We start from the raw sequence: 25,170 nt of genomic DNA, 5'->3' as shown, positions 1-25,170 counted from the left end.
GGCGGTGCGCCTTCTCTCCGTATGGCTTCTGGTGCCTTGCGACTGCGGGTTTCGTTGTGGTTGCTCGCGCAGTTCCCCGCGCCCCTGGGGGTGCGCTGCGCGCCCCCTAGATTCCTTGCTCCTGCCCCTTGGCCAGTGCCCCTCTCCCCCTGCTAGCCTCCGCTCGGGAACCGGTTTCCGTCGGTGTTGCCGCTGTTCCCAGGGGGAGAGGCAGGGATGACCAGGAAGAGCGAGGACGCCAGCCGGAGCACGATCCGGGATGTCGCCGCGCGGGCCGGGGTGTCCGCGTCGACCGTGTCACGGGTGCTCGGCGGGGTGTATCCGGTGAGCGCGGCGACACGCACGCGCGTGATGCGGGCGGTGCGCGAGATGGACTACGTCGCCGACGCGCGAGCGAAGGCGATCGCGGGCGTCGGCACGCCCACGCTGGCGTTCGTGCTCGAGGACATCACCGGCCCGTCGTTCGCCCTGATGGCACACGGCGTGGAACGCGAGGCGAACCGGCTCGGCCATCTGTGTCTGGTGTGCAGCACGGAGGGCGATGTCGAGCACGAACTGGAGTTCGTGGAGATGATGCGGGCCCAGCGCGCCGCCGCCGTGATCCTGGTGGGCGGCGCCGCCGACACCGTCGAGTACCGCGAGCGCACCCGCCGTATGGCCGACTCCCTGGCGTCGGCGGGCTCCCGGCTCGTGCTGTGCGGTCGGCCGCCGCTGGGCCCCGGGGCGCCGGTCACGGTCATCGAGTACGACAACGAGGGCGGCGCCTACGCGCTCGTCTCCCACGTCCTGTCCCGGGGCCACCGGAGGGTCCTGTTCCTCGGCGGCAAGGCGGACCACACCACCGCGCAGGGCCGTGAGCGCGGGTATCTCGCCGCCCACCGCGCGCGCGGCATGGATCCCGACCCCGCGCTGGTCCTGAACGGCGACTTCACCCGCGACTCCGGTCACCGTCTGATGCGCCGGGCCCTGAAGGAGGGCCTGGAGTTCACGGCCGTGGTCGCCGCGACGGACATGGTCGCCGCGGGCGCCCTGACCGCCCTCCACGAGGCCGGCCTCGACGTCCCCGGTGACGTCTCCCTGGCCGGCTACGACGACATCCCCTTCGCCCGCGACCTCCACCCGGCGCTCACCACCGTCCACGTCCCCTACGAGGAACTGGGCCGCCTCGCCGTACGCACCGCGCTCGGCCGTACGGCGGAGGATCCGGCCGAGCACCTCCTGCTGGGCACCCACGTGGTGGTCCGGGACTCGGTCACGGCGACCGGCACCTGAGACGGGCGGCCCGGCCGCGTCACCGGCGACCGGCATCCGCGCCGGCGGCCCGCGCGCTCAGTGCCGCCGCGCCAGTCCGGTGCGTCGCAGCCGCCGTACGACCGACCTGAGCTCCGCGGTCCGCGCCGGCCAGCCCTCTGCCGGTTCCGTCACGGGGGCCGTCTCCGGCGTGGTCGTGTCCGTCGTCCACACCGCGAAATCGTGGTCCCGAGGGCCGGACGCCACGTACGGATCGCCCTTGCCGAAGATCTGGACGGGGTGGGTGGCGTCCCAGGGCCGCCAGCCGGGGTCCCCGTCGGCGGCGAAGCGCACCCACGCACTGTGCATGGCGTCGGCGAGCTCGGTCGGGGCGCCCTCGCCGGCGAGCTTGGCGGACTCGGGAGCGGCGCCGGTGTCGAAGACGAAGCCCAGTTCCAGGGCGTGGCAGGCGCCGAGGTCCGGGCGGTGGGAGGGCCAGGCGAACTCGTAGACGTACGACGACCCCGGGCGGGCCTCGGCGAGGCGGTGCAGGGGGATGCGCAGCAGGTGGTCGGTGACCATCTGGCCGACGATCTCGGCGGTACCGGCGTCGGGATGCAGCGCGCGGTAGCCGCGGACCACCTCGGAGCCGCAGTGGCAGCGGGCCATGGCACCGGCCAGGGCCACCGGGCCGAGCCGGTCGACGCGCTCCAGGAGGCCGCCGGGGACGAGCCAGAGGCGGTACTCGTCGCTGGTCCAGCCCAGCATCAGCTCGACCCCGCGGGCCACCGAGCCCTCGACCAGCGCCTCCAGCGGATCACGCGGCACGAGGTCGCCGTCGACCACGATCCCGAAGGCGGGCCCGCCCAGGACCGGGCTGCTGAGGCGGCCCACCTCGGCCTGGGTGCGCAGCAGCAGATCGCGGTCGACCTCGGCGAAGGCCGCGGCGGTGGCGGGGATCTTCAGCCGGGTGGCCATCCGGCGCACCATCCGCCGCACCTTGTCGCGGTCGCTCGCCTCGGGCGGTCCGCTCTGCAGCACCGCGCGCCGGAACAGGCCCTGGGCCTGCGGGGCGGCCAGCAGGGCGCCGGTGCTGATCGCACCGGCCGACTGCCCCGCCACGGTGATACGGCCGGGGTCGCCGCCGAAGGCCCGGATCGACTCGTGCACCCATCGCAGGGCGGCGAGCTGGTCGCGCAGGCCGGGGTTGGCGGGCGCGTCCGGGAAGAGGCCGTAGCCCTCCACACCGAGCCGGTAGTTGACCGAGACGAACACGACGCCGTCCCGGGCGAAGGCGTGCCCGTCGTACACGGGCACCGCGGAAGATCCCCTGGTCAGGGCTCCGCCGTGCAGCCACACCAGGACCGGGAGCCGGGCCCCCGGGCCGGGCTCCGGCGTCCACACGTTGAGGTTGAGGCAGTCGTCGCCGGGCACGAACGGGTCGGACAGGTACTGCGCGAAGGCGTCGGAGTACGGCGGTTTCGGCGCCGTCGGCCCGAAGTCGGCCGCCTCGCGCACACCCGCCCAGGGCTCGGGCGGCACCGGCGGCCGGAAGCGGCGGGGGCCGAAGGGCGGGGCCGCGTAGGGGATGCCCCGAAAGACCGCGGTCCCGTGCTCGTACCGGCCCCGTACGGCCCCGTACGGCGTGCTGACCACGGGGTCTGTCCGGACTGCTGTCATCCACCAGCCTCCTCACCGCGCTACTGCACCGTGAACAACAAGAGCACCACATTTCGGCTCGGTATTCCGGTGCAGAGCGCGGTCGGGCCGCTACTTGGCGTACATCAGGGTGCCGAAGCCCAGCTGGTCGAAGCCGCCGCTGGTGGTGCCGTAGTCGCCGCCTCCCCCCTCGGGGGCGACGAGGTCGTAGTACATCTGGGAGACGTACTTGTCGTCGAGGCCCAGGCGCCGGTTGTAGTGGAAGTGGAGCATCGCCCAGACCGGGCGGATCTGGCCCCGGGAGGCGGAGGAGATCACGGTCTGGGACGAGGCGGCGCAGTTCTGCCCGGTGCCCCAGTTGTAGGTGGTGAAGGGGACGTCCTGCCCGAGGTTGTACTTCGCGACGTACTGGGCGGCCTTCATGAAGCGGCGGCTGTCGTACGAGTAGAGGTCGTCGCCCTGGTTCCAGGCCATCTCGCAGATGGCGCCCATCTGGCCCATGCCCATGACGGTGTGCCCCTGGTCGCGGCCGGACTCCTGCCACTGGCCCAGCGCGTAACCGGCGGAGTCGGTGTACAGGTACGGCACCGCGTGGGCGATCGAGCCGTTGCCCGCGCCCGACTTGAAGTAGGTGACGGCCTGGTCGTACTTGGCGCTGTCCTCGTTGAGGATCCCGATGGCCAGGACGGAGGCCATGTTGCACAGGTCCCAGTTGGCCCAGTAGTTGGTGATGCAGGCGTCGTTGTGGTTGGTCAGGAAGCTGTTGTTGAGCGGGTAGAAGACCTTGGCGAGCATGTCCTGGGCGGCGGCGAGGTCGAAGCCGCTGTAGCCGCGCATGAGTTCGCAGGCGTTGGCGAACTGCCAGCCGTAGATGCCGGCCGCGAGGAACCGGTCCGCGTTTCCGGTGACCGAAGTGAGCGTCCGCGACCAGGCGTTGAGGATGTTCGCGGCGCAGACGGCGTTGGCCTCGGTGCCGCCGACCTGCCAGCGCAGCGCGTTCTGGTAGGCGGCCGCGATGTCGTTGAAGAGCAGGGAGTAGTTCTCGCCGGTGCCGCCGCGGATGATGGTCGCCGTGGCCCGGTTGGTCCAGGTGGACTGGGAGTGGGAGTTGGCGACCAGCCTGTTCCAGCCGGACAGCCAGGGATCGGTGCCCGCGGCGACCCTGACCTTGGCCCGGTTGATGTCTCCGGCGTTGTGCAGCATGCCGGGGTGGGTCCAGGTCGAGGGCGCCGCGTCGGCCGTGGTGGCCATGCTCGTGGCGAGGGCGCTGCCACCCAGGGCGAGGGCGGCGCCGAGACCGCCCGCGGTCCTCAACAGACCGCGGCGGCTCAACTCGGTGTGCGGGAGGTGCTGGTGGGGGGAAGTGCGGCTCATTCGGTGCATCTCCGTTCCGTGGGGGGAATCAGATGGGAGTGATGCTCACCTCGTCGAACTCGGAGGTGACGAGGGCCAGCGGACTGCGGGAGCAGGCCACCAGGCCGACGTGGAAGGGGGCGTCGCCGAAGCCGGGGATCTCACCGGAGGCGAGGTCGGTCCAGGTGGCGCCGTCGTCGCCGGAGAGGGATGAGGTGAAGACGGTCCCGGTGCGCTTCAGCCGCAGCAGTGCGGGGAGTCGGACGGCGCCGCTGCCGGAGAAGGCGGAGGCGCCGGCGACGGTTTTGCGCAGCATCAGCTGAGCGGTGGTGCCGCCGGTGACGATCACTCCGGCGGCCTGGTCGAACGGTGACAGCGACTTCGCCATCAGCAGCCCGACGCGGTCGGCGGTGGCTCCGGTGCGGGAGACCAGCCGGGCGGTGACCTCGCAGTCACCGGTGATCGGCCGCCGTACGAACTGCCCTGTCATTCCCTGGTTGTTGACGGTCAGATCCACCCCCGCGCCCCGCACCACGAAGGTCCCGTCCTCGTGGGCGGTGCTGCCGGGGGTGAGGATCGCGGCCACGCCCAGCGTCCCGAAGGCGCGGTCGTCGAGGACCACGTCGCCGAGGTCTCCGTACGTCCAGGGGGCGGGCGGGGGTGTGCCGATTTTGAGGGTGAGGGTTCCGGTGCCGTCGCCGGCCGCGTTTCCGGCGGTGGTGGTGACGGTGAACTCGCCGGTCTCGCGCGGGATTCCGTGGATCAGGCCGGTGCGCCTGTCGACCCGAAGGCCGTCGGGGAGACCGGTGGCGGTGAACCGTACGGGCTCGTGGGAGGCCCGCAGAACGTGCCGGAAGGGAACTCCCTTGTTGGCGAACGCCTTGGTCGCGGAGGTGAGTTCGGACAGGGAGGGGGTCGGCATCACCGCGGAGGAGGGATCCGAGAGCGGGCCGCGTCCGGCCGTGTTCGTCTTCGCGACGGCGTAGTGGTACGCCGTCCCCGGCGTACCGGTGGCGTCCGCGTACTGGATGCGGGTGCCGGACCCGACCGGGCCGACGCCGGTCGCGAGGGTGACGTACGGGCCGTCGGAGTCCGTGGCGCGCAGGACCTTGTAGCGGGCGGAGAGGTCCGGGTCCGTCCAGGCCAGTTCGACGGCGTCGGCGCCGGTCGTCGCCCTCAGGTCCCCTGCCGTGCGGGCCGGCTTGGGAACGGACCAGACCTCGCCTGCGGAGGAGGAGACCACGGTGACGTTGTCGAAGGCACCGGTGCCGGTCTCGGCGTAGTCCGCGTCGACGCCGAGGCAGGAGGTGAGGAGCAGGCCGGCGTACGTGGTGCGGCCCAACTCGACCTCGGTGGAACCGACTTCGGTCCAGTGGATGCCGTCCGGGGAGATCGCCCCGGTGCAGCGGCGGCCCTTGCGGGTCACCCGCACCCAGTAGGGCGTGCGCAGCCGGTAGCCGTCGCCCGCGCCCTCGACGTACGGGGCCTCCAGCGGGGTCGCCGACTCGGGCAGGGCACCGAGGCTGGAGATCGGGAAGGAGGCGCTCGTGGTGATCGCCGTCTGCTGCGAGGGCGGGACCGGTGTGCTGCCGGTGGCGGAGACATCCGCCCCCCGGGCGGGCCGTACGGTCCACACCCCGCTCCAGGTGTGCAGCGGCAGCCCATGGATCACCATGGCCGCGTGGGCCGCGTCCGCGTCGAGGGAGTCCCGGAGACTGACGCCGATCTTGGAGTACTGCGAGCTCAGCGGCCACACGATCCGCGCGGTGACCGAACCGTCGCCGCGCAGCGGCAGATGGACGAGCCGGTGGGTGTCGGCGGTGCCGCTCGCCTCGAGCACGAACCGCTCACCGTCGAAGACGGCCGAACCGGGAATCCTGACGTCCCCGATGTCCTGGGTCGACCAGGGCTCGGGGAGACCGGCGGTGGCGGAGACGGGCGCCGAATCAGCGCTGTGGCCCTGGGAGTTGATGGCACTGACGGTGTAGTGGTACGTCCGTCCCGCGCGCACCCGGTCGTCGGTGTACGTGGGCTTGCCGATGCCGGTGGCGAGCTTCTCGTACGGCCCTTCGGGGCGTGTGGCGCGAAGGACGGTGTATCCGGTCGCCCAGGTGGACGGCAGCCAGTTCACGGTGACGTGGGTGCGGTCGCCCGCCGCCGTGACCCCCGCGGGTGCGGCCGGTGCGGTCTGCGAGGGTGCCGTGGTTCCCGCGTAGGCGAAGGTCCCCCAGCTCGGCAGGTCGTCGTTGCTGCCCTCGACGACCCGGGCGCCGCCGGTGCCGCGGAAGACGGCCGCCTTGGTGTACGGGGTGTCGAGGCCGCGGACACCGGCGTAGTGGGCGTAGGCCATCTCGTAGACCGGCGGGAGGTTGCCGCGGCTGATCGCGGAGACGGTCGTCTTGATGTACTTGCCGGTGCGGTCGAGGTCGGGGGTGAAGGGGACGTCGCCCCCGAGGTTGTAGCGGGCCGCGTACTCGAAGTTGGCGAGGATCCGGTTGTCGTCGTAGCCCCACAGGTCGACGCCCTGGTTCCAGGCGACCTGGGCGATGTCCCCGGTCAGGCCGACCGCGAGCTGTTCGTGGCCCTGGTCGCGGCCGGCTTCCTGGCCCTGGCCCGCGTCGGTGACGATGCGGTGGGCGATGGAGCCGTTGCCGGCGCCGGCCGCGGCGAAGCGCAGGGCGTCCTCGAAGAGAGTGGGCTCCTCGCAGAACACGCCTATGGCCAGGATGGTCTGAAGAGCCGTCAGGTCCCAGTTGCCGTTGGCGTAGAGCATGTAGCCGGAGACGGCCGGATACCAGACGTCCAGGAAGGACCGCTCGCAGCGGGCGATGTCCGTCTGCGCCCAGCCGTCGTAGCCGGTGTGGCGGAGCAGTTCGGCCGCGTTGACGAACTTGAAGGCCTGGAGCCCGGCCCCGAGCGGGCCGTCCGCGCCCGTGATCATCGTGAGGGAGGCCGACCAGGCGTTGAGGAGGTCGCGGGCCTTGTCGGCGTTGGCGCGGTTGCCCGTGACCGCCCACATGAGAGCGTTCTGGTAGGCGGCGGCCGAGTCGGCGACGGCCTGGTTCTGGAAGTTGGTGGGACCGCGGCCCCAGGAGGTGATCTGGCCGGTGTTCTGGATCGGGTACGTCGACTGGGAGCGGGCGTGGGCGGCGAACGCCAGGTAGCCGTCGTAGACCGGGGACTGCCTGGCGGCGACCGCGGCCTTCATACGCGCGAGGTCGTCGGCGCTGTGCAGCAGGCCCGGGTGCGTGAACGCGCGGCTGCCGGACGTCTGGTCGGCGGCCCGGGCGGCGCCGGGCGCGAGCAGTCCGCTCGCGCCCGCCACCAGCAGCAGGGCGCCCGTGCCGCCGAGGAAGCCCCGGCGGCTCAGAGCGATGGTTCTCAAGGGGACGGTGCTCATGACGCGGCGGCCGCCTCGGCCTCGGCGGTGGTGATGAACTTGAGGTTCGTCACGTGCTCGTTGGAGAACCACTGGATCGTGTCCGTGGTGTAGTACCAGCTCGGCTTCTTCATCGAGTCGGCGACGACGAGCCCGTTGATCACCAGGTTCTCGAAGGTGACGTCCTTGATGGCGTGGTGGGCGTCGTAGCCGAGGAAGAGCGACGGCTTGGCGTTCGTGCCCGTGTAGCTGAGGTTCTTGACGTAGACGTTCTCGATGCCGCGGCCGACCGAGGTGTTGTACTTGGTGTTGTACATGACCTTCATGTAGATGACCTGGCCCCAGCGGAAGTCCTCGATCCGTACGTCCTCGATGCGGACGTTCTTGATCAGGTTGGAGTCGCCGGGGTTGAGGGCGATGCAGCCCTGGTAGTTCATCTGCGGTTCGCGGTGGTCGAGGATGTCGAGGTTCTTGAAGCGCAGGTTCTTCAGTGCCTCGGGGTTGTCGGTGTTGCCGTGGGTGCCGACGTTGATGGGGTGGGCGACGTCCGCCCAGAGCGTGGAGTTGCGGACGGTGACGTCGGTGGTGTCGCCGTAGTAGTCCCAGCGGTGGGTGTAGATGGCGATGCAGTCGTCGGAATTGCGCATGAAGACGTCGTCGATGACGACGTTGCTGGAGCAGAAGACGTCGATGCCGTCGCCCCAGCCCTTGGAGCTGAAGGAGCCGAGACCCTTGATGGTGACGCCGGTGGCCTCGCCCAGCTGGACGGCGTAGCCGTTCGGGTTGAGCACGGTGACGGCGCCGATGGAGATGTTCCGCGAACTCTCCACGAGGGCCCCGCCGCCCGCGGTTCCGGCGAGTACGCCACGGCCGGCGATCCCGGCGTGCTCCACGCCACGGAAGATCACGGTCGCCTTGAGGACGGCGCCGCCGTCGAGGTACACGGTCTTGCCGGACGGGACGAGCAGGGTGCCGTCGGCGGTGGTGTGGACGCCGGGGCCGTAGTAGAGGACGTCCGGATCGTCCTGCGCGGGCTTCTTCTTCTCGATGGCCCGGGCGAACAGGTGGAGACAGTCGAAGATGTCGTCGTTGATCTGGACGACGAGGTTGCGCGGCTGGTCGAGCGTGAAGCGCAGGGTGTCACCGAGCACCTCGGGCGTGATGCCGTAGGAGTCCGGCCGCACCCGGACCTTGGTGGTGCCGCCCTTGAGGTAGGTCACCTCGACCTCGACGGAGCCCTTGAAGTCGAAGTACGCCAGCGAGGAGTTGTAGGTCTTGCTCGACCCGGTGGTGGGGTTGATCTCGCCCAGCTGGGGCCGCCAGATGTCGAGGGTCTGCCACTCGCCGTCGGGGGCGGTACGGACCCGCACCCTGAAGCTGGTGTTGGTCGGCATGGCGGCCGGGCGGGGGTAGGTGACCAGCTGCGGCGTGACGGCGGCGGTGTCGTCGGCCCGGGCCGCCGTGGCCGTCAGGTTGGTGAGGCCGGCGGCGAGCACGGTGGCGCCGGCCGCCTGGAGAGCCGTACGGCGGGACAACGGCGTGTTCATTCGGAACTCCTTGCGAACAGGGGTACGGGGACGGCTACTTGAGGCCGGTCGTCGACATGCCGGCGACGAAACCGCGCTGGGCGACGAGGAAGATCAGCAGGATCGGCACGACGTACATCACCGAGGCCGCGGCCTGGAGGTTGGTGACGGGGGTGCCGGCCGAGGTGACGTAGGTGGACATGACGGCGACCGCGAGGGTGGTGCGGTCCGTGGACAGCAGGAGCTGCGGGGCGATGTAGTCGCCCCAGGTCCAGGTGAAGGCGATCACGAAGCTCGCGGAGAGGACCGGCCAGGACTGCGGGAGGAAGATCCGCCAGAAGATGGCCGAGTAGCCGCAGCCGTCGACGATCGCGGCCTCCTCCAGTTCCCGGGGCAGCCCCGCGAAGAACTGCCGGAAGAGGAAGACCAGATAGGGGGCGGAGGACAGGCCCCACAGCACCCACGGCCAGTACGTGTCGACCATGCCGAGCTTGGCGAAGATCAGGTAGGTCGGCAGCAGGGTGATCATCTGGGGCAGCATCATCGAGCCGAGCAGGATGGCGAACAGGGTCTTCTTGCCGGGGGCTTCGAGGCGGGCGAAGCCGAAGCCGACCCAGGCGGAGCTGAGCGTCACGAGGGTGGCGTAGATGAGCGCGATGATCAGGGAGTTGCGGGCGTAGCCGAGGAAGTCGATGAGGTTGAAGGCGTCGGCGATGTTGTGCCACTGCACATGGTCGGGCAGCCAGTGCACCGGCGAGGCCGCCAGCTCGGCCGGGGTCTTGAGGCCGGAGATGACCAGCCAGCCGAAGGGGCCGAGGAACAGGCCGGTGATCGCGACGAGGACCGTGTACAGGACGAGGCGGTTGACGCGCAGGCGCGGGCCGCGCTTCGGGGTGAGGCTGGTGGCGGTCACTTCTTCGCCTCCGGGTCGACGTTGTAGAACACCACGCCGGACGTGGCCTTGAAGATCAGTCCGGTCGCGACGAGGATCAGGACGAAGAGCACCCACAGCAGCGCGGAGGCGTAGCCGTAGCGGCCGAACGCGAAGTACTCCGCGAACACGTGCATCATGTAGAGGTAGTTGGACTGCGGGAGTGCGGTGATGCCGGCCGGGGTCGGGTCGGGGGCCAGCAGCAGCGGCATGATGGTCTGCACCGAGGCGATGACCCCGGTCACGGTCTGGAAGAGCAGCACCGGCGACAGCAACGGCACCGTGATGCTGCGGAAGCTCCGCCAGGCGCTCGCGCCGTCGATACGGGCCGCTTCGAGGAGCTCACGGGGGATGTCCTGGAGCCCGGCCAGCGAGATGATCATGATGTTTCCGGCGGTCCAGAGCACCGTCATGATCAGTACGTAGCGGGCGTAGGGGTCGGCGAGCCAGCCGAGGGCGTCGATGCCGAAGACGTTCAACACACCGTTCGCCGCACCGGAGTTCTGGTCGAAGAGCTGCTTGAACGCGATCCCCGCGCCCACCGGGGGCACCACCGCCGGCAGATAGAGCAGGGTGCGGAACAGCCCACGTGCCTTGAGCGGCCGGTTCACCAGAACGGCGAGCCCGAGTCCGGCGATGATCGACAGGGGCACCGAGGTGATCGCGAACAGGCCGGTGCGGCCGAGCGACTTCCAGGTCTGCGAGTCGGAGAACAGCTCGCGGTAGTTGCCGAATCCGACGTAGTGCCAGCGGGGCGAGATGCCGTCGAAGGTGGTGAAGCTCAGCCACAGCGCGTACGCCATCGGGGCGATGGTCAGCAGCGCGAAGCCGATGATCCAGGGCGAGGCGAACATGTAGAACGCCCGGTGCCTGCGGGTGGCGATGGAGGTGTGCGGCCGGGAGGTGACCGGCCCCGGCGCCGGTGCGGAACCGCGCCGGTCCGCGACCGACGGTATGTGATCGACCGTCATCACACCTGCTCCTTACCGCGCTTGAGCTGATCGTTCATGGCCGAGTTCAGGCGCCCCGCGAGGGTGTCGACGGAGATGGCGCCGTTCATGGCGGCCGGGGCGATCTGGTTGAAGAGGGCGAGGAGCGAGTCCGCGGTGGCGTACGGCGTGAAGGCGATCACCGAGTAGTGCTTCAGCTCGGCCTCCTGCACCGTCAACACCCGCTTCTGGTAGTCCTCCTGGGCGGGCATCAGCGGACGCAGCGACTTCAGGGTCGGGATGCCCCAGCCGCCGGAGGCGCGCGCCTTGGCCGGTGCCTCGCCGAAGAACCACTCGAAGACCCGCCAGGCGGCGTCCTTGTGGTGCGACTTGCTCGGGATCCAGAAGCCGGTGCCGGCCTGGCAGGGACTGACCCGTCGGCCGCCCTCGAAGTACGGCGCGGGAGCGAGCCGGGAGAGCGGCGCGAGTTTCTTGTCCGCGTTGATCAGGCCGCCGAGCCAGTAGCCCGAGTTCGACATGGCGAGCCGGTTCGCCTGGAAGGTGGGCCCGTCCCAGGTGTTGGGGTCGGGCTGGATGATGCTGGGCCCGACCTTGGTCCGGCAGTAGTCGATGTACCAGCCCAGTGCCTTGCGGGCCTCCGGGGTGGTGAAGTCGACCCGGGAGTACCCGTCGGTGAAGAGGTTCCCGCCGGCGGCCACGGTGAGGCTCGCCAGGAGGTTGGGGGTGAGCACGCCGTTGTAGCTGCCGCCGAACACGGTGGTCTGGCCGTTCCTGCGGCGGGTGAGCCGCTTGGCCTTGTCCAGCCACTCCTCGTAGGTGACCGGGTCCAGCTCGGGCGGATAGTCGACGTCCGCCTGGTCGAACAGCGCGGTGTTGTACCAGAACATCGAGTCCTGGGAGAAGTCCTTCGCCATGCCGTAGCGCGGGCCCTTGCCCTGGGTACGGCCGTCGTAACGCCACAGGTCGTTGACCGGGTCCAGGTCGGCCGGCCTGAGGACGCTGCTCTTGGCGAAGTACGGGTCCAGGTCCTCCATCACGCCCCGGGCCGCGTAGTACGGGGCGTCCACGGCACCGACACCGCGCACCAGGTCGGGCGGGTTGCCGTTGGTCATCATCGCGATCAGCTTGCTGGGGCTGTACAGCACCGTGTTGATCTTGACGCCGATGTCCTTCTGGGCCTGCTTGATCAGCTCCGGCGAGATGTCGTCGGCCTTGGCCATGACCGTGACGGTCTCGCCGGAGCCGCCGACCGCACTCGACACCCGCATCGCACAGCCGCTCAGCGCCGCCGCCCCCGCCACCGCACCGCCTGCGGAAAGGGAGAGAAAACGGCGGCGGCTCACCGCGGCACCGGCATGTGGGCGCACGGCGCACCACCTCCTGATCGGTCCGTTCATGGGACGCGGCGACGGGTAGACAACCGGTTGCCGCGCTGGGCAGAGCTTCGGCCCTGGCCGGAAACGGCGTCAAGAGGCTTGACGAACTTTCGAAAAGACTCTGTAACCTCGCCGATATGGCACCGGGAGAGAAACCGGTTGTCGTTCTGGCCTCTTCAGCGATTGACCACCCCTGGAGCCCGGACCTACGGTAGATCTGCTGTAGAAGACGTTTTCAGAAACTGTTTCCACCCAGTGCGTCAGGAGTGACATGCCCAGCCCTCAGCCACCCAGGGCCGTGTTCGCGATGGATCCCGTGCACCTCCCCCTGCTCTTCCCCCCGCCCCTGATGACCCGGCTGAGCAAGGCCGCCGGCCTCGACCCCGCGCTCGTCGTCCAGGACTTCACCGACCCCGTCGCGGCGGACGCCCTGGCCCGCGCCGACGTGCTGATCACCGGCTGGGGCTGCCCCCGCCTCGACGCCGGCGTCCTCACCGCCGCGCCCCGGCTGCGGACCGTCCTGCACGCCGCGGGCTCCGTCCGCTCCCTCGTCGGCGACGCCGTGTGGGAACGCGGGATCACCGTCTCCAGCGCCGTCACCGGCAACGCGCTGCCGGTCGCGGAGTACACGCTCGCGATGATCCTCCTGTGCGGGAAGGAAGCCTTCGAACACCGGGAGCGGTTCCGGGCCACCCATGCGTATCCGCCGCCCGCCGAGACCGCGGCCATGGGGAACGTGGGGCGGCGGGTGGGGGTCATCGGGGCGTCCCGGGTGGGGCGGCGGTTGCTGGAACTGCTGCGGCCGTTCGACTTCACGGTCCTGTTGCACGACCCGTACGTGAGTCCCGCGGAGGCCGCCGCGCTGGGAGCCGAACTCCTGTCGCTGGACGACCTGTTGAGGCACAGTGACATCGTTTCGCTGCATGCGCCCGATATTCCGGACACCTATCGGATGCTCGACAGAGCCCGGCTCGGGTTGATCCGGGACGGGGGTGTGCTCATCAACACCTCCCGGGGAGCGCTGGTCGATCCCGACGCGCTGACCGACGAGCTGGTCTCCGGACGGCTGCGTGCGGTGCTCGACGTCACCGAGCCCGAGCCGCTGCCCGCGGGGTCGCCGCTGTACCGGCTGCCCAACGTGTTCCTCACACCGCACATCGCCGGGTCGCTCGGGAACGAGCTGGAGCGGCTCGGGCGGATCGTGGTGGAGGAGTTGGAACGGCTGGTGGCGGGGGTGGGGTTGGAACATGAGGTGCGGTATGCGGATATGGCTCGAGTGGCTTGAGGTGGCCGGGGTCCACTTCACCTGGGCGGGGTGTACTTCACGTGCCCGCACCAGATTGGTTCGGTCGCCTCCGGGGGCGCCTCAGTCGGTGTCGAGCGACCGATCGTGCTCGGCGCTGCGCGCCTCCGCGCGTTCAGCCTCTCGACACCGACGCGCCCCCTCCGGCTCCCTCACGGCCGGTGTCCGGGGTGCAGGCCGAGTTGGTGGGCACTTGCCGCCCGTCTGTGGCTTGCGCCGTCGGAATCGTGCCGTAGTAACAATGGGATACGGTTTCCGCACCCGAATGGGGCGGAGCCCCCGGTCACGACCGTGAAGGAGCCGCAAGGGTGAGTCAGCGCAAGGCGTCCGGGGACGTCGGACGGGCCACCATCCGGGACGTGGCCGAGCGGGCCGGGGTGTCCGTGGCCAGTGTGTCGCGCGTGTTGTCCGGGAACTATCCGGTCTCCGAGGACCTGCGCCGCAAGGTGATGAAGGTCGTGCGCGACCTGGACTACGTCACCAACGCGCATGCCCGGTCGCTCGCCGGGGGCGGCACACCCACCGTCGCGATCCTCATCAACAACATCACCGGCGCCGCGTTCGCCCACGTGGCCAAGGGAGTCGAGGGCGCCGCCACACTGCGCGGCTGGCTCTCCCTGGTGGGGACCACCGGAGACGATCCCGAGCGCGAGCTCGCCCTCGTCAACCTCATGCGCCAGCAGGGGGTCGCCGCCGTGGTGCTGCTCGGCGGCGCCTACGACTACGACGAGTACCAGCTGCGTATGGCCCGGTTCGCCCGTTCCCTGGACGCCGCCGGGTCGCATCTCGTGCTGGTGGGACGGCCTCCGCTGGAAGGTGCCGTGCCGGCCACGACCGTCGACTACGACAACGAGGGCGGCGCCTACGCCATGGCCAGCCATCTGCTGTCGGCCGGGCACCGAAAGGTGCTCGTACTGCCGGGACATGCCGAACTCACCACCGCCCAGGGGCGGCTGAAGGGGGCCCGGCGCGCCTTCGAGGCGTACGGCGTGCCGTTCGAGGCCACCATGGTGCGACACGGGCCCTACGACTACGAGCACGGGTACGCGGCCGTCGAGGAATGCCTGCGCGACGGACTCGCCTTCACCGCCGTTCTCGCCGGGACCGATGTCGTCGCCGCCGGTGCCATGCAGGCCTTGCGCGCGGGCGGGCTGCGGGTGCCCGAGGACGTGTCGATCGTCGGGTACGACGACATCCCGCTCGCCTCCCAGCTCACCCCGCAGCTCACCACCGTCCACGTGCCCTACGAGGAGATGGGACGGGTCGCCCTGCGGGCCGTCGCCGATCGGCGTGAAGGCGGCGGGGCGCGACGCAAGGGAGCCGACGGGGACCATCTGGTGCTGGGCACCCATGTCGTCGTACGGCACTCCGTACGGCCGCCCGCACAACCCCGCTAGCAACAGAGGAAAGAGATCGTTTCGTAAACGGTTTCCACAGCTCATCAGGGTTCGCCCGAGCGGCCCCGGCGGGCCGCCGGGTCTTGCGTTCGTCGCAGCCACAGACCTCTGAACTGGCAGTACGTCCGGTCTCGTGCGGTCGCGGAACGCGCACACGGGGCTAACCCCACGGACAAACCGGCGTAACAAATTGCCGTCTACCTCTTGCTAACCACAGGGCCGTCGGCCTACCGTCCCAGCAACCGGTTACTACAGCTTCTGCTGGGCCGACCCCCCGCAACCGCGAGCCGATGAAACTTCCGGCCGCCGTTTCCGGCCGACACCGAGCCGCCGATCCCCTCTCTCCTCTCCGAGACGCCCTACTTTCCGAAGGAACACGGTCAGATGAACTTCAGCAGCCCCCGGAGAAGGTTCGCCCGCATCGCCGTTGCGGGACTCGCGTTGTCAGGTCTGCTCACCGCGTGCGGCGGGTCGGACGATTCCGGCGACTCGCAGTCGTCGGGGCCTGTCACCCTCCCCTTCTGGGGCTGGGCCAACGGCCAGGACGCCGTCGTCAAGGCGTTCAACGCCTCGCACAAGAACATCCAGCTGAAGTACACGAAGGTCACCGACCAGCTGACGATGCAGAAGCAGCTGACCAACGCGGTCAAGGCGGGCAACGCGCCCTGCCTGGTCCAGAACACCGCCGAATACGTCACCAGTTGGGTCGCGCAGGGCGCGCTCGCCGACATCACCCAGTACGTCGAGGGCGAGAAGAGCAAGTTCAACACCGGGTCGTGGGCGAGCGCGCAGGTGCAGGGTAAGTCGTACGGCGTGCCGACCAGTTCGTCGCCGAACTTCACCATCTACCGCACCGACATCTTCAAGAAGTACGGCATCAAGGCCCCGACGACCTGGGACGAGTTCATCGCCGCGGGCAAGGAGCTGAAGAAGCACGGCATCAAGATCACCAACTACGCCGGTGAGGACCCGAGCACACTCGAAGTGCTGGCCATGCAGGCCGGGGCGCACTGGTACTCCATCGACGGCAACTCCTGGAAGGTGGACTTCCAGGACGCGGACACGCTGAAGGCCGCCAAGGTGATCCAGGAGATCATCGACAACGACCTCAACAGCAAGTTGTCGTTCGCCGACTACGCCGCCGTGCAGCGCAACTACGACAACGGCGGGACCGCCACCCGGCAGATCTCGACGTGGCAGATGGCCGGCATGGTGCAGAACTTCACCAAGTCCTTCGGGGACTGGGGGCTGTCGCCCTGGCCGACGTTCACCGGTGAGGCCGCCAAGACCCCGGCGGGCACCAACCTGACCGGCAGTGTGACGCTGGTGACCAAGGGGTGCAAGAACCAGGAGCAGGCCGCCGAGGCCGCCCTGTGGATGTCCACGAACACCGGCGCGGTCAAGACGATGGCGAACCCGGAGACGGGCAACGGCGTGATGCCGGCGCTGGCCGACAGTGACGCGTACGTGCCCGAGGCGATCTCCCAGAAGCTGCTCGGCGACAACTACCAGCCGGCGCAGCAGATCGTGAAGGACAGCCTGAAGACCGTCACCACCGACTGGACCTTCGGGCCGAACTGGACCGCGATGTTCACCGAGATGCAGGCCGGCTGGGCCAAGGTGGTCAGCAAGGAGCAGACGGTGACCCAGCTCCTCGCCCACATGCAGGAGTGGACGGTCAACGACCTGAAGTCCCGCGGCATCAGCGTCAAGGGCTAGAGGCTGAGGGCTGCTGCTGATGATTCGCTCTCTGCGCTGGAAGGGTGCCGCCTTCACGGTGCCCTTCCAGCTCGGCTTCGTCTTCCTGTACCTGCTGCCGATCGGGTACGCCGTCTACCAGTCGCTGTACCGGTCGCAGTCCTCCGGGCTGGGGCTCGGTGGCACGACCGATGAGTTCTCCGGTCTGGACAACTACCAACAGGGGCTGACCGACTCGGCGTTCATGGGCTCCGTGCTGCGGGTGGTGCTGTTCGCCTGCGTGCAGATCCCGATCATGCTGCTGGTCAGTCTCGTCCTCGCCCTGTTCCTGGACGCGCTCAGCTCCCGGATGGCCGGGCGGTTCCGGATTCTGCTGCTGGTGCCGTACATGATCCCCGGTGTGGTCGCCGCGATCGTGTGGCTGAACCTCTACAGCCCGGACGTGGGCCCGCTCACCCCGCTCGGCGAGATCTTCGGGTTCTCCTGGAACTTCTTCGCGCCCTCGATGGTGTGGCCGTCCATCGGCAACCTGCTGACCTGGCACGGCATCGGCTACAACATGGTCATCATCTACTCGGCGCTCCAGGGCGTGCCCCGCGACCTGTTCGAGGCGGCGCGGCTCGACGGGGCCTCCGAGCTGCGGATCGCCCGCAGCATCAAGATCCCGTTCGTGCGGGGGGCGTTGGTGCTGACGGGGATGCTCTCCATCATCCAGATGCTCCAGATCTTCAACGAGCCCGCGCTCTTCCGGAACGTCACTCCGCAGACGGTCAGCGACTCCTTCACTCCGATCATGATCATCTACAACCAGGCGTTCAACGCCGGCAACTACCACTACGCGGCGGCCCTTTCGGTGCTGCTCGCCCTGATCCTCGGCGTCGCCTCCTTCCTGTTCTACCGGTTCACCTCGAAGGAGACCGACTGATGACCCTCATCGAGGAACCTACGAAGACCCGGCCCGTCCGTCGTCTCACCGAGCCCGATCCGGCGGCCCGTTCGCGGGGCGGGCAGCGGTTTCTGCTCGTCGGGCTGTCCCTCGCGAGCGTCTACAGCCTCTTTCCGGTGTGGTGGCTGATCGTCGCCTCCACCAAGGACCGCACCGGGCTCTACCAGTCCAACGGCCTGTGGTTCTCCGGCTGGCATCTGTGGGACAACCTGCATCAGCTGTTCACCTACGAGCACGGCATCTTCCTGCGCTGGACGGCGAATTCCTTTCTCTACGCCGGTGTCGGCTCGCTGGGTGGCACGTTGCTGGCGCTGGCAACCGGTTACGGCCTCGCGCGCTTCGACTTCCCGGGCCGCAACCTCGTCTTCGCGTGCGTGGTCGGTTCCTTCCTGATCCCGATCGCGCTGCTCACGCTGCCGCTGTACCTGCTGTTCTCGGAGATCGGCCTGGTGGACACTCCCTGGGCGATGCTGATCCCCTGTCTGATCAACCCGTTCAGCGTGTACCTCGCCAAGGTGTACACCGAGGCCACGATCCCCTTCGAGCTCCTGGAGGCGGCTCGTATCGACGGTGCCGGGGAGCTCAGGATCTTCTTCAGCATCGTGCTGCGGATGATGACCACGGGTGGCGCGACGGTGTTCCTGCTGGCCTTCGTGAACACCTGGAACGCGTTCTTCCTGCCGCTGACGGTGCTGCGCGGCGAGAACAACTGGACGCTCAACATCGGTCTCTACAACTGGTCCGGCAAACGGCTGGAGTCCGGCGTCGACCTCACCAGTCTGGTCCTCACCGGCGCCCTGCTGTCCATCGTCCCGATGGCGATCATGATGGTCGCGATGCGCCGCTACTGGCGTTCCGGAGTCACCCTCGGAGCCCTCAAGTGACCCTGCTGCACAACCCGGTGATCCGCGGCTTCGCCCCCGACCCGTCGATGGTGCGGGTCGGCGACTGGTACTACGTGGCGACCAGTTCTTTCGAGTGGTTCCCGACGATCCCGCTGCACCGCTCGCGCGACCTCGCACACTGGGAGTACGCGGGCCATGTCGAGGGCGCCGTCCCGGGCAACTCGCTTGCGGGCGTCCCGGATTCGGGCGGCATCTGGGCCCCCTCCCTGAGCTGGGACGGCGAGCGGTTCTGGGTGGTCTACTCGATCGTCCGCTCGGTCGGAACGCCGTACTTCGACACGGACACCTATGTCTGTACGGCGACGGAGGCCGTCGGCGAGTGGACGGCACCGCGGCGGATCGCGAGCCATGGCTTCGACCCCGCGCTCTTCCACGACGAGGGCCGGCTGTGGCTGCTCAACCTCCAGAACGACCACCGCCCCGGCGGCCGGCGTTTCGCGGGGATCGTGCTGACCGAGCTGGACCGGGAGACGCTGACGCCGGTCGGTGACACGCACCTGCTGCTCCAGCACGAACGGCTCGTCGAGGGACCGAAGCTGGTCCGCAAGGACGGCTGGTATCACCTCGTCCTCGCCGAGGGCGGCACCGGTTTCGAGCACGGGGTACTGGTTGCCCGCAGCCGGGAGATCACCGGCCCGTACGAGCTGGACGAGCGGCCCCTGCTGACGTCCCGCGACGACCCTTCGCTGCCCCTGCAGAAGGCCGGCCATGGCGAACTGGTCCAACTCCCCGACGGAAGCTGGGTATTGAGCCACCTCACGGCCCGCCCGCTGAACACACCGGACGGCCCGCGCTGCCCACTCGGCCGTGAGACGGCCATCCAAGCGGTGACCTGGGACGCAGACGGCTGGCCGAGGCTGCGGCACGGGGGTCCGCATCCTTCGACCGAGGTCGACGTATCGACGCACCCGCGACTGGAGGGCGGGGCCGCCGCCCCGGCACATCCAGGACCAGAGGCCCAGCCCGGCACACCACCGACCCACCCCGGGCCACAGGCTCAGCTCGGCGCACCAGCACCAGCACCAGCACCAGCACCAGCACCAGCACAACGGCACCCGGCAGTCCAGCCCGCCGCACCAACGCACCCGCGGCCACAGGCCCAGCCCGGCACACAGAACCACCCACGACCAGAGGACAAGACCCCCGCACCCGCACAACCACACCCGGCAATCGACACCACCGCACCACTACACCCGCGACCACAGCCCCAGACCGTTACCCCAGCCCATCCTGAGCCGCAGGCCCGGCCCGGCTCACAGACACACCCAGGGCCGCAGACCCAGCCCGGCGTGCCAGCACACCCCGGGTCCCAGGCCCACCCGGACACCCCCGCACAACCGCACCCGGCGGTCCGGACCGCCGTACCCACGCACCCGCGGTCGTCCAAGCAACTCGCGCTCTCGGGCGACCCGTTGGGCTGGCCCTGGAGCACGCTGCGGGCCGCGCCCGATCCCTCGTGGGTGGACGCCGGCGCCCGTCCTGGCTGGATCCGGCTGCGTGGGCGGCACGGGCCGGAGTCGTGGTGGGCGCACAGTCTGCTGGCCCAGCGGATCACCGAGCACCGGGCGGAGGCCGAGGTCACCGTGGCGGCCCGGCCGACCACGTTCACCCAGGCCGCCGGTCTGGTGCTCTGGTACAACACCGAGTCCTATCTGGCCCTCGACCTGACCTGGGCGGAGCCCGAGGGCGAGGAGCAGCGCGGCCAGCAGTGGCGGGGCGGCGGACGGACCGTGCTCAGCCTGGTCGAGCGGGACGAGGGCAGCACCCGGCAGGTGGCCGTGGTCGACGTCCAGACGGAAAGCGCCTTCACGCTCGGCGTCACCGTGGAGGACGGGGTGGCCCGATTCTGGCGCGTGGACGGTGACGGCGCACGAATACCCGTCGGCCCGGAACTGGACTTCACCCGCCTCTCCGACGACCACGGATCCAAGCTCCGGTTCACGGGCGCGATGGCCGGAATCCATGCCGTGGACCTGGTCGGCGCGGTCTTCACGGCCGACTTCACCGGGTTCCGCCTGAGCTGCGGGTAGCGTTCGGCGTTTCGAAAGTCAGGGGGACATCGAAGACCCGCGAAGCCCTACCTCTTCCCGACTTCATCGGGCGAACCTAGGGTAGGAAGCGCTTACTGTTTCCGCGCTGGTCGAAAACTTTCATGGCCCTCGGGCGGGCCGGAGAGGTGGTTCCCGATGGTCCGCACGGGGAGTGCGAGCGTGGCGGCCGGTCCGACGCTGGCGGTCGTGGCCCGGGAGGCGGGCGTGTCGGTGCCGACCGCCTCCAAGGTGGTCAACGGGCGGGAGGACGTGGCCCCCGAGACCCGCCGCCGGGTCACCGAGGCGCTGGACCGGCTCGGCTACGTCCGCAGACCGAGGTTCGACGCGGCGAAGGCGTCGGGACTGGTCGACCTGGTCGTGCACTCGCTGGAGACCTCCTGGTCGGGGGCGGTGCTGCACGGCGTGGAGGCGGCCGCCCACGACGCGGGTCTCGAGGTGGTCGTCTCGGCCGGGCCGAACCGCACCCGGGTCGGGCGCCCGGAGCGCGGCTGGCTGGACAAGCTCACCGCGCGCGGCTCCTCCGGGGTGCTGTTCAACCTGGCCGAGCTGACGTCGTCGCAGTACGGCTGGCTGGACCAGCACCGCATCCCGTACGTCCTGATCGACCCGGTCCTGGAGCCGCCGCCGGGCGTCGTCTCGGTGGGCGCGGCGAACTGGCAGGGCGGGGTGACGGCGACCGAGCACCTGCTGGCGCTGGGGCATGAACGCATCGCGGTCGTCGCCGGCCACCAGCGCAAGATGTGCAGCAGCGCGCGCGTGGCGGGCTACCGTTCCGCGCTCGCGGCGGCGGGGACACGGCAGCGGCCGGAGTACGTCCGCCACGCCGGCTTCGACGAGAGCGCGGCCCACCGCCGCACGCTGGAACTCCTGGACCTGCCCGAACCGCCCACCGCTGTCTTCGCCTGCTCCGACCGCATGGCCCTCGGCGTGTACGAGGCCCTGGCCGAACGGGGCCTGCGCGTCCCGGACGACATCAGCGTCGTGGGCTTCGACGACCTGCCCGAGGCCCGCTGGACCACCCCGGCCCTCACCACGGTCCGCCAGCCCCTGTCGGAGATGGCGGCGACGGCCCTGCGCCTGCTGGTCCGCATGATGGAGGGCGACCGCCCGGAGAGCACCCGGACCGAGCTGTCGACGCGGTTGGTGGAGCGGGCGAGCACGGCCCCGCCGGCCGGCTGAATCGCGTCGCCGCGCCCTGTGCCCTGTGCCCCGTGCCCCGTGCCCCGGCGTACGCCTCCCCGGTCGACCCGTCCCCCCCTCGTATCGGGTGCATGAGCCACTGACCACCGGTTTCGTTCACCTTCGGTCATCTGTGGGCGGCGGGAACTGGCCGGGGCGGGCGGGCGTCGAACGATGCGGCGGGGAGGGGGCCGCCGCCCCGACGAGGGCGGCGGCGAGCAGTTGGGGGACGACCATGACGCGCTGGCGGCCGCTGCCGGACTCACTTCCGCGGGAGGCACGGCATCTCGTCGAGCAGCTGCGCCGGCTCAAGGACCGTACGGATCTGAGCCTCGCCGAGCTGGCCCGGCGCACCGCGTACAGCAAGTCGTCCTGGCAGCGGTATCTCAGCGGGGCCAAGCAGCCGCCGCGCGGGGCGGTGGAGGCGCTGTGCCGGGTGGCGGGCGCGGATCAGGCGCGGCTGCTGGCGCTGTGGGACCTGGCCTCCCCGGTCTGGCCGTACGGCACGGTGGTGGCCGCCGCGGCGCCGGAGGTGGTGCCCGAGGGTCCGGCGCCGGCGGCGCCCGGCCTCGAGTACCGGCGATGGCGTACGGCGGCGCTGGCCGCGTTCGCCGTCATCGTGCTGCTGGTGGCGGGGGTGCTGTGGGCGTGGCCGTCGAGGGGCGGGTGACCGTACAGCCGCCCGCTCCCCCGTCGGCGGACGTCAGCCGACCTGGTCGTAGTACGCGATCCGCCAGGGGCCGGTGCCCTTGAGCTTCACCCGGTACTTGCCGCTGACCCGCTTGAAGTCGACGTCCCGCTTGTCGCCGTCGTAGCGGACACCGCCGCCCGAGACGGGGCCGTGGAGCCACTGCTGGGCGAACTCCCAGCTCTGGTCGGTGACCACGCCGTCGTTGTCGGTGAGGCCGTAGTTCTCCTGCCACCACTGCGTGGCCGACTCGGTCTCCGGGCCGAACGAGCCGTCGATCTGGCTCTTGGAGTAGTTGTGCCAGTCCCCGTCCTCGTCCTGCCACTTGGCGCCGTCCGCGTACAGAACGGACTGCCACAGGGCCGTGGCGTTGCTGTCGGCGTAGTCGTCGACGCCCAGGTTCTCCTCGTCCTGCCAGTCGTCGCTGACCACACCGTTGCCGTCGATGCCGTGGTACGAGGCCGCACTGGCCGTCGGAGCCACGGCGAGGCCGAGGGTGCCGGCGCCCAGCAACGCGGCCGTCACCATCGCGACGGCCCGCTTGCGCATGCTCATGGAAGTCTCCCTTTCCGAACCGCCGTGGTTCCCCCCGTGGTTCCCCCTAGGGCGGCTCGTTTCATTTGGCACGGCACAGCCTCACAGGCCTGAGGTGCGCACGGCGAGACCTGCCGCGGTCCCCGGACCGGCGCGGGACGGTCCGTCCCGTGTACGGCGGTGTGGTCCGGGAGCGCGGGCCGTACGGGGACCTGCTGGGACGGAACGGGACGGGCCACGGCCGGGACTGAGCGGTGTGTCGCCGTACAGGTGTTCCATCGGGCGGGTCGCTGTGCGTAGCCTCGGCGTGGTGAACGCGATTCCCGCACGGCTGGACCATCTCGTCCTCGCGACCCCGGACCTGACGGCGACGGTCGCCGACTTCACCCGGCGCACCGGCGTGACCCCCGCGCCCGGCGGTGTGCACGTCGGTCTCGGCACCCGCAACCACCTCGTGTCCCTGGGCGGCACCGCCTATCTGGAGATCATCGGCCCGGACCCGGAGCAGCCGGAGCCGATGGGGCCGCGCCCCTTCGACGTCGACACCCTCGCCACCGCCCGCACGGTGACCTGGGCGATCAGTCCGCCCGACCTGGACGCGGCGGTCACGACCGCTCGGGCCCGCGGTTACGACCCCGGCGAGATCCGCCCGATGAGCCGCCGCACACCCGACGGGACCCTGCTGCGATGGCGCCTCACGGACGGCGACACCCAGCACCCCTCCGGCCTGGTCCCCTTCCTCATCGACTGGGGCGCCTCCCCGCACCCGACGGCCTCGGGCCTTCCCGCCACTCCCCTGCTCTCCCTGACCGCGACCGCCCCGGTACCGGACGAGATCCGGCCCCTCCTCGCCGCCCTCGACGCCGATCTCCTCCTCACCGAGGGCCAGGTGGGTCTCTCCTTCACGCTGGACACTCCGCGGGGGCCGGTGGTCTTCAGCTGACGTGTCCGATTCCTTCAAGACCGGGAGTCCGGGCGCTGCCTACGGTGGCGGCATGACTCCACGATTCGATGCCATCGGTCTGGTGGCCTCCGACATGGCCGCCTCCGTCACCTTCTACCGGAGGCTCGGGTTTCCGTTCCCCGAAGGGTCGCAGACGCAGCCGCACGCGGAGGCCGAACTGCCGGGCGGTGTGCGGCTGATGCTCGACACCGAGGAGACGATCCGCTCCTTCCACCCCGCATGGCGGCCACCGGCCGGCGGCAGTCGCACGGGGCTCGCGCTGCGGTGCGACAGCCCGGCCGAGGTCGACGCGGTGTACGAGGAGCTGGTGGGCGAGGGCTTCCACGGTGAGCTCAAGCCGTGGAACGCCGAGTGGGGGCAGCGGTACGCCTCGCTGCACGACCCCGACGGCAACGCCGTGGACCTGTACGCCCCGCTAGCCGACGGCCAGTAGCCGCCCGAGCGGCACGCCCGCCAACTCCTTCACGTCCCGCGCGAGATGGGCCTGGTCCGCGAACCCGCTCCGCACCGCCGTCTCCGCGAACGGCACCCCGGCCCCGGCCAGCACGAGAGCCCGCCGCAGCCGCAGAATCCGGGCCAGCGTCTTGGGCCCGTATCCGAAGGCCGCGAGCGACCTCCGGTGCAACTGCCGTGCGCCCAAGCCGAGTTCGTCGGCCGTCGCGGCGACGGGGCGGCCCGCGTCGAGGGCGGTCACGAGGGCGTGCAGGACGGGGTCGGGAGGGGCGGCACGCTCCAGGGCGATCTCTTCGAGTGCCGTGGCGGGGTCGGGGGCCTTCTCGATACGGCCCCGCAGCCTCCGTACCTCTGGAGCCGGCCAGAGATCGGCCAACTCGACGCGGCGGTCCCGCAGTTCATGGGCGGGCACGCCCAGGAAGGCGGGCGCGGTCCCCGGGTAGAAGCGCACGCCCGCCCAGGTGCTCGGGGCGCCGCCGGTGACGTACGCTCGCGTGTCGGGCCCGGCGACGAGCAGTCGCCCTTCGTTCCAGAGCAGATCCATGCACCCGTCGGGCAGCACACGTCCGGCCCCGTCACCGGTCCAGATGACGGCACCGGCAAGCCGGGACGCCCGTTCCGTGTACACATCCCCAGGGTCTCGTACAG

Annotated in this window: 20 protein-coding genes; 11 read left to right on the top strand and 9 right to left on the bottom strand. The window is 70.2% G+C overall.

Annotated features, from left to right (window positions below):
* The first annotated feature begins 216 nt into the window (after positions 1 to 216).
* A complete protein-coding gene (locus QF027_RS37060; RefSeq protein ID WP_307079550.1) occupies positions 217 to 1,272 on the top strand; it encodes a LacI family DNA-binding transcriptional regulator in 1,056 nt (351 codons plus the stop codon).
* Positions 1,273 to 1,329: 57 nt separating this feature from the next.
* Here the strand turns inward: QF027_RS37060 and QF027_RS37055 are convergent, their stop codons facing one another.
* From QF027_RS37055 to QF027_RS37025, 7 genes are all read right to left on the bottom strand, one after another.
* Positions 1,330 to 2,910, bottom strand: a complete 1,581-nt coding sequence (locus QF027_RS37055; protein ID WP_307079549.1) for a carboxylesterase/lipase family protein — start codon at positions 2,908 to 2,910, stop codon at positions 1,330 to 1,332.
* A gap of 90 nt (positions 2,911 to 3,000) precedes the next feature.
* Positions 3,001 to 4,263, bottom strand: coding sequence for an alginate lyase family protein (locus QF027_RS37050; protein WP_307079548.1), 1,263 nt, complete (start codon positions 4,261 to 4,263; stop codon positions 3,001 to 3,003).
* A 28-nt stretch (positions 4,264 to 4,291) separates the two neighbouring features.
* On the bottom strand, positions 4,292 to 7,642 hold the full coding sequence (locus QF027_RS37045; protein WP_307079546.1) for an alginate lyase family protein: 3,351 nt from the start codon (positions 7,640 to 7,642) through the stop codon (positions 4,292 to 4,294).
* Positions 7,639 to 9,168, bottom strand: a complete 1,530-nt coding sequence (locus QF027_RS37040) for a glycosyl hydrolase family 28 protein (RefSeq protein ID WP_307079545.1) — start codon at positions 9,166 to 9,168, stop codon at positions 7,639 to 7,641. Before QF027_RS37040 ends, QF027_RS37045 begins: the two co-directional genes overlap by 4 nt.
* Before the next feature lie 34 nt (positions 9,169 to 9,202).
* Complete coding sequence (locus tag QF027_RS37035; protein WP_306974825.1) at positions 9,203 to 10,060, bottom strand: carbohydrate ABC transporter permease; 858 nt, start codon at positions 10,058 to 10,060, stop codon at positions 9,203 to 9,205.
* Positions 10,057 to 11,049: a carbohydrate ABC transporter permease gene (locus QF027_RS37030; RefSeq protein WP_307079543.1), complete on the bottom strand. Its 993-nt coding sequence runs from the start codon at positions 11,047 to 11,049 to the stop codon at positions 10,057 to 10,059. The genes QF027_RS37035 and QF027_RS37030 overlap by 4 nt, the downstream gene beginning before the upstream one ends.
* On the bottom strand, positions 11,049 to 12,395 hold the full coding sequence (locus QF027_RS37025) for an extracellular solute-binding protein (RefSeq protein WP_306974830.1): 1,347 nt from the start codon (positions 12,393 to 12,395) through the stop codon (positions 11,049 to 11,051). Before QF027_RS37025 ends, QF027_RS37030 begins: the two co-directional genes overlap by 1 nt.
* Positions 12,396 to 12,675: 280 nt before the next feature.
* Between QF027_RS37025 and QF027_RS37020 the strand changes: the two genes are divergently transcribed.
* From QF027_RS37020 to QF027_RS36985, 8 genes are all read left to right on the top strand, one after another.
* Positions 12,676 to 13,689 carry a hydroxyacid dehydrogenase gene (locus QF027_RS37020; RefSeq protein ID WP_306974834.1) on the top strand — a complete coding sequence of 338 codons (1,014 nt, stop codon included), beginning with the start codon at positions 12,676 to 12,678 and terminating at the stop codon, positions 13,687 to 13,689.
* A 326-nt stretch (positions 13,690 to 14,015) separates the two neighbouring features.
* On the top strand, positions 14,016 to 15,104 hold the full coding sequence (locus QF027_RS37015) for a LacI family DNA-binding transcriptional regulator (RefSeq protein WP_307079541.1): 1,089 nt from the start codon (positions 14,016 to 14,018) through the stop codon (positions 15,102 to 15,104).
* A 384-nt stretch (positions 15,105 to 15,488) separates the two neighbouring features.
* Complete coding sequence (locus QF027_RS37010) at positions 15,489 to 16,823, top strand: ABC transporter substrate-binding protein (RefSeq protein WP_307079539.1); 1,335 nt, start codon at positions 15,489 to 15,491, stop codon at positions 16,821 to 16,823.
* 19 nt (positions 16,824 to 16,842) lie between these two features.
* Positions 16,843 to 17,727, top strand: a complete 885-nt coding sequence (locus tag QF027_RS37005; protein ID WP_057611021.1) for a carbohydrate ABC transporter permease — start codon at positions 16,843 to 16,845, stop codon at positions 17,725 to 17,727.
* Positions 17,727 to 18,632 (top strand): carbohydrate ABC transporter permease, encoded by a 906-nt coding sequence (locus tag QF027_RS37000; protein WP_057611022.1) that lies wholly within the window; start codon positions 17,727 to 17,729, stop codon positions 18,630 to 18,632. The genes QF027_RS37005 and QF027_RS37000 overlap by 1 nt, the downstream gene beginning before the upstream one ends.
* A complete protein-coding gene (locus tag QF027_RS36995) occupies positions 18,629 to 20,683 on the top strand; it encodes a family 43 glycosylhydrolase (RefSeq protein WP_307079537.1) in 2,055 nt (684 codons plus the stop codon). Before QF027_RS37000 ends, QF027_RS36995 begins: the two co-directional genes overlap by 4 nt.
* 156 nt (positions 20,684 to 20,839) lie before the next feature.
* On the top strand, positions 20,840 to 21,883 hold the full coding sequence (locus QF027_RS36990) for a LacI family DNA-binding transcriptional regulator (RefSeq protein ID WP_307079536.1): 1,044 nt from the start codon (positions 20,840 to 20,842) through the stop codon (positions 21,881 to 21,883).
* Between the two features lie 235 nt (positions 21,884 to 22,118).
* The gene (locus QF027_RS36985; protein ID WP_306974849.1) at positions 22,119 to 22,553 is read left to right on the top strand and encodes a helix-turn-helix domain-containing protein; all 435 of its coding nucleotides are present in this window, start codon (positions 22,119 to 22,121) and stop codon (positions 22,551 to 22,553) included.
* A 33-nt stretch (positions 22,554 to 22,586) separates the two neighbouring features.
* Here the strand turns inward: QF027_RS36985 and QF027_RS36980 are convergent, their stop codons facing one another.
* Positions 22,587 to 23,126, bottom strand: coding sequence for a peptidoglycan-binding domain-containing protein (locus QF027_RS36980; RefSeq protein ID WP_307079534.1), 540 nt, complete (start codon positions 23,124 to 23,126; stop codon positions 22,587 to 22,589).
* A gap of 289 nt (positions 23,127 to 23,415) precedes the next feature.
* Here QF027_RS36980 and QF027_RS36975 point away from each other — a divergent pair, with 289 nt between their 5' ends.
* Both QF027_RS36975 and QF027_RS36970 read left to right on the top strand, forming a co-directional pair.
* Entirely contained in the window at positions 23,416 to 24,048 is a 633-nt protein-coding gene (locus QF027_RS36975) for a VOC family protein (RefSeq protein ID WP_307079533.1), read from the top strand.
* Between the two features lie 52 nt (positions 24,049 to 24,100).
* Complete coding sequence (locus tag QF027_RS36970) at positions 24,101 to 24,502, top strand: VOC family protein (RefSeq protein WP_306974857.1); 402 nt, start codon at positions 24,101 to 24,103, stop codon at positions 24,500 to 24,502.
* Here the strand turns inward: QF027_RS36970 and QF027_RS36965 are convergent.
* Positions 24,485 to 25,150, bottom strand: coding sequence for a helix-turn-helix domain-containing protein (locus tag QF027_RS36965; RefSeq protein ID WP_307079530.1), 666 nt, complete (start codon positions 25,148 to 25,150; stop codon positions 24,485 to 24,487). The two genes, QF027_RS36970 and QF027_RS36965, sit on opposite strands and share 18 nt — an antisense overlap.
* Positions 25,151 to 25,170 lie beyond the last annotated feature (20 nt).

This window comes from Streptomyces canus (assembly GCF_030816965.1).
Classification (GTDB): Bacteria; Actinomycetota; Actinomycetes; order Streptomycetales; family Streptomycetaceae; genus Streptomyces; species Streptomyces canus_E.
This window is presented reverse-complemented; position numbering and strand designations above follow the sequence as displayed.